Source organism: Buchnera aphidicola (Pentalonia nigronervosa) (assembly GCA_014622685.1).
In the GTDB taxonomy this organism is placed as follows: domain Bacteria; phylum Pseudomonadota; class Gammaproteobacteria; order Enterobacterales; family Enterobacteriaceae; genus Buchnera; species Buchnera aphidicola_BD.
The window spans coordinates 48,094-61,230 of sequence record CP061275.1 but is presented as its reverse complement, the minus strand read 5'-3'; the positions used below and the strand labels follow the sequence as shown (position 1 = coordinate 61,230).

Genomic DNA, 13,137 nt, shown 5'->3' with positions numbered 1-13,137 from the left:
CTTTTGCAATACAGTAAAAATAGTTTTTATGTCTAAATAGAAAACCAATTAATCGGCTCTTGTTGATTTTGTATTAATATTTTATTGACTTTTGAAAAATGTTTACACCCAAAAAATCCGCGAAATGCCGATAGGGGAGAGGGATGAGAGGCTTGCAAAATATAATGATTATTGATATCGATTAATCTTGATTTTTTTTGCGCATCCTGACCCCAGAGTAAAAAAATAATAGAACGCCTGTGAAGATTGATCATCGAAATAACTTGATCAGTAAAAACATCCCATCCAATAGAATTATGTGATTTTGGTTTTCCTGATTCGACAGTTAAAATAGTATTTAATAAAAATACACCCTGATGTGCCCAATTTTCAAGACAACCATGATTAAATAAAAAATTTTTTTTAAAATCATTATTTAACTCTTTATATATATTTTTTAAAGAAGGTGGTATAATTGCCCCTACAGGAACAGAAAATGCTAATCCATGTGCTTGATTTTTAGAAAAATACGGATCTTGTCCAAGAATAACAACTTTAATTTTATCAAAATGAGTCAATAGAAACGCATTAAATATATTATTTTGAGACGGATAAATTATACGATTTGCACGTTGATTTTTAATAAAATTTATTATGTTAATAAAATATCTTTTTTTTTTCTTGTGATAAAACATCTTTCCAAGACAAAATAATATTCATACTCTATTCCAAATATTAGTACATGGCATAAAAATTAAATTCCTTAATTAAAAAAAATAATCAAATTTATATTACTAAAAATATACTTTAAATTAAAAAACTATAGGAAAACACATGGTTTTAGTTACACAAAAAGCACCAAATTTTATTGCTCCAGCAATTTTGAAAAACGGTGAAATAGTTGAGAATTTTGATCTAAAAAAATATTCTAATGGTCAATTAACTGTGTTATTTTTTTGGCCAATGGACTTTACATTCGTTTGCCCAACTGAAATTATAGAATTTAATAAACTATATCAGGATTTTAAAAAAAGAAACACAAAAATTGTTGGAATATCAATCGATAATGTATTTGTTCATCAAGCATGGCAAAAAACACTTCCTGAGTACGGCGGAATTGGAAAAATAAACTTTCCAATGGTATCAGACATAAAACATAATATTCAAAAATCTTATGGTATCGAACATCCTGAAATTGGTGTAGCTTTACGTGCCTCTTTTGTAATTGATTCTCAATGGGTAATTCGTCATCAAGTTATTAACGATCTTCCAATTGGACGAAATATACATGAAATAATCCGTATAATAGATGCTATAGCATTTCATAAAAAATACGGTGAAGTATGTCCTGCTAACTGGCATCCTGGAAAACTAGGAATAAAACCTTCTTCAAAAGGTCTAGCTGAATATTTAACAAAACAATCTTAATTAAAATTTAAAGTCAGCAAAGCATATCTTATGCTGGCTTTATGTCTACAAATTCATATAAAAGGTATCAAATCTTAACTTAATTGAGATTTTGAAAAAGAATTCCAATTTTTAAAAAATACAAACTAATTGTAATATATTTAATCATTTAAATAAAATTATCATCATGCATATCAATATCGTCGGTTTCATGATTTACATCATAAGTATTCTCAATATTATTTATATTGTTCGCGTCATTTGAATAATGAATATTTTTGTTCATATCCGCAGATTCATTATTTTCAAAACTCGTCAAATTGGTATTATTTTCAGTATGCGAATTTACATCAATAGAATTGTCAGGAAGGGGATGATCTATATGATGATTTTCATTTGATGTATGAATTGCATTAAATATTTCTTCTTCCGGTTTAGTATGATTAAAAACATTCATTAACATATTACCTAAAATCATACCACCTGCTACTCCTGTTGCTGTTTGTAACGCATTACTAAGAAAGCTACCATTTCCTGTTGTTGCATATCCGGGATTTGGCGTAGGAAATGATGGAGTTGCATGAGAATGATAAGGTGCAGAAAGATGATTTTTGTCATTCCATACATTTCTATCATGCGGTGACGCCGATGGAGAAGTTTTATTTTTAAAAAAATTGGATAAAAAACTTGGTTTTTTTTCTGATTGTTCTTTTTGCAAGATAGAAACTTTTTGCTTTAAATTTTCTATTTCCATACTCATTTTTTTTATTGCTGTTTCTTGAATTAATATTGTTTGGGTCATGTAATAAGAAGAAGAAGGTTGTCTTTTTACAAATTCTTGAATTAAATCATTTGCTTCACTATCTTTTGCGCAATTGTTTGAATCAATTTTTTTTAATCGATGAAATAAATTCTCTATTAAAATTTTTTCTTCATTTTTCATATGTGGATCTCATATTTAAAAAATACAAAAAAAATAATATATTTTTATCATTGTGAAACGATTATATGCATTATATTTTTATATTAATACGTTATTATAAAATACACAACATAAAAATGTTTTTACTATGAAAATATAACAAAGTCATCCCTTTCATTGGAATCGCTCTCTTTCAATGTATCGTAAACTTGAATTATGATATAATTTTTCAAACTTAATTTAATTACATTAATTAATGAAGAGATAAAAGAGCTATATGAAAAACTCCACGCGAGAAATCATAAAAATTGATATTGAAAAAGAATTAAAAAGCTCCTACTTAGATTATGCAATGTCTGTAATAATTGGACGTGCTTTACCAGATGTTAGAGATGGATTAAAACCAGTTCATCGAAGAATACTGTTTGCAATGCATATATTGCATAATGATTGGAACAAAGCATATAAGAAATCTGCTAGAATTGTTGGTGACGTTATAGGAAAATATCATCCTCATGGAGATTCGGCTGTATATGATTCTATAGTCCGTATGGCACAACATTTTTCATTGCGATATGTGCTAATAGATGGACAAGGGAATTTTGGCTCTATAGATGGAGATGCTGCTGCAGCGATGCGATATACAGAAATTCGCATGTCTAAAATTGCTCATGAATTATTAAACGATTTAGAAAAAAATACAGTTGAATTTTCACCAAACTATGACGGAACAGAAAATATTCCAGAAATATTACCCGCAAAAATACCAAATCTTTTAATAAACGGATCATCCGGAATTGCTGTTGGAATGGCGACAAATATTCCTCCACATAATTTAAATGAGATTATTAATGGATGCTTAGCGTATATTGACAATAACGATATCACCTTAAAAGAACTAATGAATTATATTCCTGGGCCAGATTTTCCAACAGCTGGTATAATTCATGGAAAACTAGGAATTCAAGAAGCATATCGCACAGGAAAAGGAAAAATCTATATAAAAGCACGTAGCAAAATTGAAAAAAACAAAAAAACTAAAAAAGAATCTATTATTTTTAATGAAATACCTTATCAAGTTAACAAATCGCGTTTAATTGAAAAGATAGCAGAACTAGTTAAAGAAAAAAGAATTGATGGCATCACAACTTTACGTGATGAATCTGACAAAGACGGTATGCGAATTGTAATTGAAATTAAAAAAGAAGCAGCCTCTGAAATCATTTTAAATCAATTATACTCTTTAACACAATTACAAATTTCTTTCGGAATTAATATGGTAGCACTATGTCAAGGACAACCAAAAATTTTATCTTTAAAAGACATATTACAATATTTCTTATTACATCGAAAAGAAATTATCACGCGACGTAGTATCTTTGAATTAAACAAAACACAAGACCGAATACATATACTTGAAGGTTTAAATGTCGCTTTAGTTAATATTAATGAAATTATTAAAATAATAAAAAATTCTACTAGTATTGTAGATGTTAAAAATTTAATGATAAAGAAAAAATGGACATATAAACATCTTTTATCTAATAATCCCAAGACATTAGATCTAAAAAATAAACACACACAAGACAGTTATTGTTTCACTGAAAAACAAATTCAATCAATTTTAGATTTACGCTTACAAAAATTAACGAATTTAGAAAAAGACAAAATTATTCAAGAATATAAACTTTTAACACATAAAACTAACCAATTAAAAGATATTTTAGAAAATCCAAATAAAATGTTAAGTGTTATTAAACAAGAATTAATATTAATACAAAACAATTTCAGCGATAAAAGAAGAACAGAAATAGTTGAAAATTATTCCAATATTAATATAGCAGACCTCATTCATCAAGAGGACGTTGTAGTAACATTATCACATTCTGGATATGTAAAATATCAGCCTATTTCTGATTATAATGCACAAAAACGAGGCGGAAAAGGAAAATCAGCTGCAAAAACCAAAGAAGCAGATTTCATAGAAAGTTTAATTATCGCAAATACACATGATACTATATTATGCTTTTCTAGCCGAGGTATTTTATATTGGATGAAAGTCTATCAATTACCAGAATCCAGTCGAAATGCTAGAGGTCGTCCTATAGTAAATTTATTGCCATTAAGTCATAAAGAAAGGATTACAGCAATACTGCCAGTACACGAATATAAAGACAATCTTAATATCTTTATGGCAACAGCACATGGAAAAGTTAAAAAAAGTTCATTAAAACAATTTAAGAGACCTAGAAATTCAGGAATTATAGCAATTAATTTACATACTGATGATGAGTTAATTGGAGTAGCATTAACTAATGGAAAAAATAATATTATGTTATTTACACAAAATGGAAAGGTTGTTCAATTTATAGAAAGCAGCGTTCGTACGATGGGGAGAACTGCATCAGGAGTTAAGGGTATTAAAATCAAAAAAAACGATAAAGTCGTTTCATTAATTGTACCTCAAAAAAAAGATAACATCTTAATTGCAACAAGAAACGGATATGGAAAACGTACTAAAATTACTGATTTTCCTATAAAATCACGCGCAACTCAAGGAGTTATTTCTATTAAAATAACCAAAAAGAATGGTAAAATAATTGGCGCAATAACAGTTATGGAAAAAGATCAGATTATGATGATCACAAATGCAGGAACTTTAGTTAGGATTAGAGTATCTGAAATTGGTGTGCTAGGCAGAAATACTCAAGGCGTAATTCTAATTAGAACATCTAAAAACGAAAAAGTAGTGGCATTACAAAGAATAGTAGAATCTATATAAAAATGTTTTTAAAAATCTGATAAAATTCTTACATATTTTATAAAAAGATAAATAAATATGAAAAATAGTTTATTTGTTATTAAACGTAATGGTAAAAAAGAAAAAATAAATCTTGATAAAATCTATAAAGTATTAAACTGGGCTGCCACAGGATTGAAAGATATATCTATTTCTCAAGTTGCATTACATTCCCGAATTCAATTTTATAACAACATTACTACAATTAATATACATGAAACGATTATTAAATCTGCAGCTGATTTAATCTCGCAGGAAACACCTGATTACCAATATATGGCTGCACGATTGTCTATATTTCATCTCAGAAAACAAGCGTATGGACAATTTGAACCTCCCGTATTATACGAACATGTAAAAAAAATGATTTCTTTAGGAAAGTATGACAAAAACCTATTAAAATATTACTCTCATCAAGAATACATAGAAATGAATACCTTTATCGACCATTGGCGCGATATGAATTTTTCTTACGCTGCAGTTAAACAATTAGAAAAAAAATATTTAATACAAAATCGAGTCACTGGAAAAATTTACGAAAGCGCACAATTCCTGTATATCTTGATATCTGCATGTTTGTTTGCAAAATATAAAAAATGTATTAGAATGGATTATGTTAAACGATTTTACAATGCCATTTCTACATTTAAAATTTCACTACCCACGCCAATTATGTCAGGAGTAAGAACACCAACTCGTCAATTTAGCTCATGTGTATTAATTGAATGTGCAGATAATTTAAATTCTATTAACGCAACTACCAGTTCTATTGTGAAATATGTTTCACAACGCGCTGGAATTGGAATTAACGCTGGTCAAATACGCGCAATAGGTAGCCCTATCAGATATGGAGAAGCTTTTCATACTGGCTGCATACCTTTTTATAAACTATTTCAAAGCGCTGTAAAATCTTGTTCACAAGGTGGCGTTCGAGGGGGTGCTGCAACCATTTTTTATCCAATATGGCATTTTGAAGTTGAGAATTTATTAGTTTTGAAAAACAACAGGGGTATTGAAGAAAATAGAGTTCGCCATGTTGATTATGCATTACAAATTAATAGATTAATGTATCAAAGAATGTTATCAGGAAAAAATATTACACTATTTAGTCCTTCTGATGTTCCTAAACTATATGAAACGTTCTTTTCAAATCAACAACAATTTGAAAAAAAATATATTGAATATGAAAAAGATAAAAACATACGAAAAAAATGTGTAAAAGCATTAGATTTATTTTCGTTAATTATGCAAGAAAGAACATCAACAGGTAGAATTTATATACAAAATGTAGATCACTGTAATTCACACAGCCCATTTAATCCAAAATTAGCTCCAATAAAACAATCTAACTTATGTTTAGAAATTACTCTACCAACAACACCGTTAAATAATATTAATGATGAAAATGGCGAAATTGCACTCTGTACACTATCTGCTATTAATTTAGGAGCTATAAATAATTTAGATGACTTTCAAGAATTAGCTGTACTATCTATTCGAGCACTTGATGAAATATTAGAATATCAAAATTATCCTATACCGTCTGCTAAAAAATCATCTATTTCTAGACGATCTTTAGGTATTGGAGTAATTAATTTTGCATACTATTTAGCTAAAAATGGCGTTCGTTATTCAGATGGCAGCGCAAAAAATTTAACACATAGAACTTTTGAAGCAATGCAATACTATCTATTGCAAGCATCTTGCCAATTAGCAAAAGAAAAAGGATCATGCTCTTTATTTCACCAAACAAATTATTTCTTAGGAAAATTGCCTATAGATACATATAAAAAAGATGTTGATACAATATGTAGTGAACCTTTACACTTAGATTGGGAAATGTTACGTAATAAAATAAAAAAATACGGATTAAGAAATTCTACGTTATCCGCTTTAATGCCATCTGAAACATCTTCACAAATTTCAAATGCAACTAATGGAATTGAACCACCTCGCGGTTTTATTAGTATAAAAGTGTCTAAAGATGGAATTTTGAGACAAGTAGTACCAGAATACAAAAAATTAAAATCGAAATATGAATTACTATGGGATATACCAAATAATACAGGATATTTACAATTGGCAGCTATTATGCAAAAATTTGTTGATCAATCTATTTCTGTAAATACTCATTATGACCCAAAAAGATTTCTAAACGAAAAAATCCCTATGAAACAACTATTATATGATTTATTAATGTCATATAAATTAGGCTTAAAAACACTATATTATCAAAATACGCGAGATGGAACACAAGATCAGCAAAATATTACAATAGAACCAAATATGCAAGATTATTGCAACAGCGGATCCTGCATTATATAAAATTAGAAAAATTATAAATACACTTTAAAATAATGTTTTAATTAGGTAAAACAATGTCTTATACAACATTTTCAAAAAAAAAAAATGATCAACTTAAAGAACCTATGTTTTTTGGTCAACCTGTAAATATTGCTAGGTATGATCAACAAAAATACACTATCTTCGAAAAATTGATTGAAAAACAACTATCATTTTTTTGGCGTCCAGAAGAAATAGATCTTTCTCGAGATAGAATTGACTTTTATAATTTACCTGATCACGAAAAACATATTTTTGTTAGTAATTTAAAATATCAAACACTATTAGATTCTATACAAGGAAGAAGTCCAAACATAGCATTTCTTCCAATTATCTCTATTCCAGAACTTGAAACTTGGATTGAAACATGGTCTTTTTCTGAAACGATTCACTCTCGTTCATATACTCATATCATTAGAAATATCGTTAATTCTCCATCTTTAATATTTGATGATATTATTTCTAATAAATATATTAATGATCGTGCTCAAAATATCTCGACATACTATGATGAATTAATCAATATGACCAGTTATTGGCATTTACTAGGTGAAGGATCACATGTTATTAACGAAAAAAAAATTAACATCAATTTACAATTATTAAAGAAAAAATTATATCTTTGTTTAATTAGTGTTAATGTACTGGAAGCTATTAGATTTTATGTCAGCTTCGCTTGTTCTTTTGCATTTGCTGAACGAGAATTAATGGAGGGGAACGCAAAAATTATACGACTAATTGCAAGAGATGAAGCGCTACACTTAACAGGAACACAACATATACTACATATTTTAAATAACATAAACAATGAAGAATCTATGATAGATATTGCAAAAGAATGCAAACAAGAAGCAATTGAAATATTTGTTACAGCTGCAGATCAAGAAAAAAAATGGGCTGAATACTTATTCAAAGACGGATCAATGCTTGGATTGAATAAAGATATTTTATGTCAATACATAGAGTACATTACAAATATTCGTATGAATTCAATTGGTCTTTCAGCGTATTTTAAAAAACAATCAAATCCTATTCCGTGGATAAATTCTTGGCTTACTTCTGATAGCATACAAAATGCTCCACAAGAAACAGAAATTAGTTCTTATCTAGTGGGTCAAATTGATTCAGAAGTATCTAATTACGAATTTCAAAAATTTAAGTTATAAATATATGATTAACTTTATTATACAAGTCGCTAACAAAAAAAAAATATTATATATAAAAGATAAATCACTATTATACGTTTTAAAAAAAAATCATATACAAATAGATTATCAATGCCAATCTGGTTATTGTGGAATATGCCGAATACAACTAATACACGGACAAATCTCATATTTTATAAAACAGCCTATAGCTGCTTTATTTAATAAAGGAGAAATTTTTCCATGCTGTTGTATACCAAATAGTAACATAATAATTAAAATATAATTAATACAACAAGTAAATCCTTATGAAAAAACGTTTTTATATGCACTGAATAGATGTTAACGCAATGGTGTAAATAATATCTCTAACAGAAGCGCCTCGTGATAAATCATTTACTGGTTTTTTTAACCCTTGTAGCATTGGACCAAGTGCAAGTATATCAGCAGAACGTTGTACGGCTTTATAAGCTATATTTCCTGCATTCAAATCTGGAAAAATAAATACAGTAGCAGAACCAAAAATTGGAGAATTAGGAATCTTTAATTTAAATACTGTATCTGAAACGGCCGCGTCATATTGAATAGGACCATCAATGATTAAATCAGATCGTTTTTTTTTAACAATCATAGTAGCAAGTCGAATTTTTTCTACTAAATCACCACAACCAGAATAACCAGTAGAATACGATAACATTGCAATTCTAGGCTCTATACCAAAAATTTTTGCTGAATCAGCTGACTGAATAGCAATTGTAGCCAATTCTTCAGCAGTAGGATTAATGTTGATAGCACAATCACCATAAATCAGTACTTGATTTGGCAATAACATAAAAAATATAGATGATACTAATGAATTCTGAAGATCAGTCTTAATTATTTGCAAGGCGGGGCGGACAGTATTAGCTGTTGTATTGATCGATCCAGAAACAAGTCCATCAACTTTATTTGATTCTAATATTAATGTTGCTAACATTATGTTATCCTGCAGTTTTTTAATTGCCGATAACTCATCTAAATTTTTGTTTTTTCGTAAATCCATAAATCGTTTAATATAACTGTTTCTCACTAAATAAGGATTAATAATTTCAATATTTTTACTTAATTGAATACCTTTATGATGAGCTATGCTATAAATTTTCTTCGGATCACCTAATAATACACACTGTGCAATATTTAATCTGTAACATATTGATGCAGCCTGTAAGATACGTTCTTCATAAGATTCGGGAAGTATAATACGCTTGTTTTTCGTTCTAGACATGCTTTCTAGATAATGACAAAACTCTCTTGGAGAAAACATTGCCTTACGTGTTGTATTTTTTAAAGAACATTTTTTAAATGAATCAGAAAAAAAACGAGATATATATGTCTGTAATTTTTTAATATATTTTTTATTTTTAGTAAATAAATCAAAATTCATCATTTGTAATTTTGTAACAAGATTTATGACATTCTTTTGAATAAATAAGATAGGAATGTGATTATGAATAAAAAATTGACATTTTTTTTGTAAAAAACATATGTCTGTTTTAAATGAATTAAATAGCAAAATTCCACCAATACTATTTTTTAAATTAAAACAAAATGTATTTATAAAAAAATCAATTTGGTTCCACGAAAGTATTATTAAGCAACCTGAATGAAAAACCTGCAACATGTTTTGAAATTCTTGATTAAAAAAATATATTTCTGTTATAATTCGATTGAACTTTTTTCTACATCCAATTACCGTCGCATCCAACATTTTTTTTATATCTGTAAGAGATATTTTCAAAAAACATTTGTTCCATGGAATTTGAGCAATAATGGGAACAACATTTTGTTCAAAACATGTTTTTTTAACATAATTGATTTTATAATTATTTCTTATTTTTTTCAAATAAATTAACTTTTGCGTAAAACAATATTTTTTTTCCAAAAATGGGGAGTTAATATTGTTAATAACAACACCTAAAACATTTTTATATTTCTTTCTTTCTAAAAAAATTTTAATTTGATTTTCTTTTTTTAACGCATATTTTAAAGAAGTGTTTTTTAAATTTATTACAAATATCACTTCCGCGCTTATATTTTGTGCAATATCATAATTAATTTGTTCTGCATAAATATTATTATGACTTTTTAAACCCGTGATCAATATTAATTCATGAATATTTTTTTTTTTATGACATTCTTTAATAATTTTATCTAATGAAAAAAAATATTTTGCAGAGTTAAATAATTCTGAAGAAAAATCAATATATTCTAAAATACTAACCATATCTGAAAAATATTTGTTAATAATAATTGGAGCGGAATTTAAAAAATGATTTTCACAAGAGCAATACAAAATCGGTGCATAGTTATTTTTTTTTATTACGTTTTTTGAAAAAATATCAATCAAACTTAAACTAATTGCGGTTAAGCCAACATCATGATCTACGGGTATTAACATTATAATACGTGACATAAAATTCCTATTATTATAATTTACATATATATTTTAAAAAAAACATCATTTATTATTAATTATATTCAATGTTTCTTGCGCAATTGATAGTTCTTCGTCGGTAGAAATTACAAATGCTGGGCGCGAATTGTCCGTCGTAATTAATCCAGACAAACCAAAATTTATAGATTTATTTCTTGTTTCACAAATGTTAAAATTTAATAAAGACAATTTAGACATCACAATCGTCCGTACTAAAGGAACATTTTCTCCTATACCTCCTGTAAAAACTAATGCATCTAAATCATTATCCATTAATATAGAATACGATCCAATATATTTAGCTAATCTATAACAAAAAACATCCACTGACATTTTTGCTTTTTTATCTAAAAAGTAATGTTTTTCAAAGTAACGAAAATCACTGCTGATACCACTTAAACCTAATAAACCAGATTTTTTTGTCAAAATTTCTTCAATTTGCGTAATATTTATATTTAGTTGTTTGTTCATAAAAAAAATAACTGCAGGATCTATATCACCACTACGTGTACCCATAACTAACCCTTCCAGCGGCGTCAATCCCATAGAAGTATCTACACACAATCCATTTCGAATTGCAGAAATGGAAGCACCATTTCCTAAATGACATGTTATAATGTTTAAATGTCTGATTTTTTTATTTAAAATAACAGCGCATTTACGAGATACATAATCGTGACTAATACCATGCGCTCCATAGCGTCTAATATTATAATCTTTATAAAATCTATATGGAATAGCATATAAAAAAGCAGTTTTAGGCATATTTTGATAAAATGTAGTATCAAACACAGCTACATTTTTTTTAGATAAACAAGGATATTGTCTTATAGATTCCTGAATACCAATTAAATTAACTGGATTATGTAATGGAGCAAAACAACATGCATCCTTAATATATTTTATAATATTATCATTTACTAAAACAGATTTTTTGATTTTTAATCCACCATGTACTACTCTATGACCAATACCGATTAAATTTTTTAAAATATCTTGTCGCGTAGAAAGTATAATTTCGAAGACAAAATTTAATGCTTGTTTGTGACATACATATGATCCAATATTTTTTTTATGCTTTTTTCCTAAACAAGTCCATGTAACATATGTTTTCGATAAAAATAATTGTTCTACTATTCCAAATAAATATTTTTTTTCTTTTTTAGAATTTAATATTGCAAATTTTATAGAAGAACTACCACAATTCAAAACTAAAATTAAATTATTCAATATTTTCTCGCCTATTGTTTTTCTTAAATAAAACATTTATAAAAATATTTATTAAAAATTCTTTGTAAGATACTTAATTGAATCTTTTATAAAACACGTATTTCAAATAGTAGTATCTATTTTTATAAATCAAAATAAAGCATATATGTAATCAACTCCACAAAAATAAATTATTTATTTTTTATATGTTAAATAAAAAACTTCAAAAAGAACAATTAACAATTGTATTATTCTTTTTAAAAATATTTACTAAACGATATGTATTTAAAATGTTTATAATTAGTATTATAGTGGAGGACAAAACTGTACATTAACTACAAAATTATGTCAAATATCTACTGAAAAAATATATAAAAAAACAAGAGATTTCTTATCAACTTATTACATTACGATTATCTTATAGCATTTAACATGATGAAAAGGTCATCAAAACACAAGTAGTTTTATCCAAATCAAATATTTAATACTAATATTAAAACAGCAGATTTCAGAAAAAAATGTCATTAAACAAATCTGGTATTTGTATTTCAGATGATCTGACAGGAAGTGAAAAAAAACGAGAAAAAAATGAAATTTCAGTATGTATAACAGCTATAAAAAAACTTGTTGTAAATATAAAAATACAAAACAATCTACTAAATTTTTCGAAAAATACGAAAATATAGACCGATCTAATAACATTATTGTTAAACTAAATATAAAAACAAGACACACTATTTTTAAAAATATTAAACGGTATTGAAATTTACATACTTAACAGATTAACTTTGGATTTAAAAGATCAATGCCAAACAAGAGAAAATGAGACCACTTTAAGTATGTCATATGATGATCTTAA

At 27.1% G+C, this 13,137-nt stretch carries 10 protein-coding genes; 6 read left to right on the top strand and 4 right to left on the bottom strand.

From position 1 onward, the window contains the following. Positions 1–32 precede the first annotated feature (32 nt). Positions 33–674: a uracil-DNA glycosylase gene (gene ung, locus ICW73_00240; GenBank protein QNS01908.1), complete on the bottom strand. Its 642-nt coding sequence runs from the start codon at positions 672–674 to the stop codon at positions 33–35. Positions 675–813: 139 nt separating this feature from the next. Here ung and ICW73_00235 point away from each other — a divergent pair, with 139 nt between their 5' ends. After that, on the top strand, positions 814–1,407 hold the full coding sequence (locus ICW73_00235) for a peroxiredoxin (GenBank protein ID QNS01907.1): 594 nt from the start codon (positions 814–816) through the stop codon (positions 1,405–1,407). Positions 1,408–1,555: 148 nt separating this feature from the next. On the opposite strand, the gene ICW73_00230 is transcribed toward ICW73_00235, so the two are convergent. Further along, positions 1,556–2,329, bottom strand: a complete 774-nt coding sequence (locus ICW73_00230; protein ID QNS01906.1) for a DUF2076 domain-containing protein — start codon at positions 2,327–2,329, stop codon at positions 1,556–1,558. 256 nt (positions 2,330–2,585) lie between these two features. Here ICW73_00230 and gyrA point away from each other — a divergent pair, with 256 nt between their 5' ends. The 4 genes from gyrA to ICW73_00210 are packed head-to-tail and all read left to right on the top strand — an operon-like array spanning position 2,586 to position 8,882. Next, positions 2,586–5,090, top strand: a complete 2,505-nt coding sequence (gene gyrA / locus ICW73_00225; protein ID QNS01905.1) for a DNA topoisomerase (ATP-hydrolyzing) subunit A — start codon at positions 2,586–2,588, stop codon at positions 5,088–5,090. 57 nt (positions 5,091–5,147) lie between these two features. After that, positions 5,148–7,433, top strand: coding sequence for a ribonucleoside-diphosphate reductase subunit alpha (nrdA, locus tag ICW73_00220; GenBank protein QNS01904.1), 2,286 nt, complete (start codon positions 5,148–5,150; stop codon positions 7,431–7,433). A 53-nt stretch (positions 7,434–7,486) separates the two neighbouring features. Beyond that, complete coding sequence (nrdB, locus tag ICW73_00215; GenBank protein QNS01903.1) at positions 7,487–8,617, top strand: ribonucleotide-diphosphate reductase subunit beta; 1,131 nt, start codon at positions 7,487–7,489, stop codon at positions 8,615–8,617. Positions 8,618–8,621: 4 nt separating this feature from the next. Continuing rightward, positions 8,622–8,882 carry a 2Fe-2S iron-sulfur cluster binding domain-containing protein gene (locus tag ICW73_00210; protein ID QNS01902.1) on the top strand — a complete coding sequence of 87 codons (261 nt, stop codon included), beginning with the start codon at positions 8,622–8,624 and terminating at the stop codon, positions 8,880–8,882. A 36-nt stretch (positions 8,883–8,918) separates the two neighbouring features. Here the strand turns inward: ICW73_00210 and pta are convergent, their stop codons facing one another. Together pta and ICW73_00200 are read right to left on the bottom strand one after the other, a co-directional pair. After that, on the bottom strand, positions 8,919–11,048 hold the full coding sequence (gene pta / locus ICW73_00205; protein QNS01901.1) for a phosphate acetyltransferase: 2,130 nt from the start codon (positions 11,046–11,048) through the stop codon (positions 8,919–8,921). Between the two features lie 45 nt (positions 11,049–11,093). Next, entirely contained in the window at positions 11,094–12,335 is a 1,242-nt protein-coding gene (locus ICW73_00200) for an acetate kinase (GenBank protein ID QNS01900.1), read from the bottom strand. A 461-nt stretch (positions 12,336–12,796) separates the two neighbouring features. On the opposite strand from ICW73_00200, the gene ICW73_00195 reads away from it, so the two are divergent. Continuing rightward, the gene (locus ICW73_00195) at positions 12,797–12,964 is read left to right on the top strand and encodes a hypothetical protein (GenBank protein QNS01899.1); all 168 of its coding nucleotides are present in this window, start codon (positions 12,797–12,799) and stop codon (positions 12,962–12,964) included. The last annotated feature ends 173 nt before the right edge of the window (positions 12,965–13,137 follow it).

Coding starts and splice junctions, on each gene's coding strand:
- ung (QNS01908.1), bottom strand. CDS start 674: ATGTTTTATCACAAGAAAAAAAAAAGATATTTTATTAACATAATAAAT.
- ICW73_00235 (QNS01907.1), top strand. CDS start 814: ATGGTTTTAGTTACACAAAAAGCACCAAATTTTATTGCTCCAGCAATT.
- ICW73_00230 (QNS01906.1), bottom strand. CDS start 2,329: ATGAAAAATGAAGAAAAAATTTTAATAGAGAATTTATTTCATCGATTA.
- gyrA (QNS01905.1), top strand. CDS start 2,586: ATGAAAAACTCCACGCGAGAAATCATAAAAATTGATATTGAAAAAGAA.
- nrdA (QNS01904.1), top strand. CDS start 5,148: ATGAAAAATAGTTTATTTGTTATTAAACGTAATGGTAAAAAAGAAAAA.
- nrdB (QNS01903.1), top strand. CDS start 7,487: ATGTCTTATACAACATTTTCAAAAAAAAAAAATGATCAACTTAAAGAA.
- ICW73_00210 (QNS01902.1), top strand. CDS start 8,622: ATGATTAACTTTATTATACAAGTCGCTAACAAAAAAAAAATATTATAT.
- pta (QNS01901.1), bottom strand. CDS start 11,048: ATGTCACGTATTATAATGTTAATACCCGTAGATCATGATGTTGGCTTA.
- ICW73_00200 (QNS01900.1), bottom strand. CDS start 12,335: ATGTTTTATTTAAGAAAAACAATAGGCGAGAAAATATTGAATAATTTA.
- ICW73_00195 (QNS01899.1), top strand. CDS start 12,797: ATGTCATTAAACAAATCTGGTATTTGTATTTCAGATGATCTGACAGGA.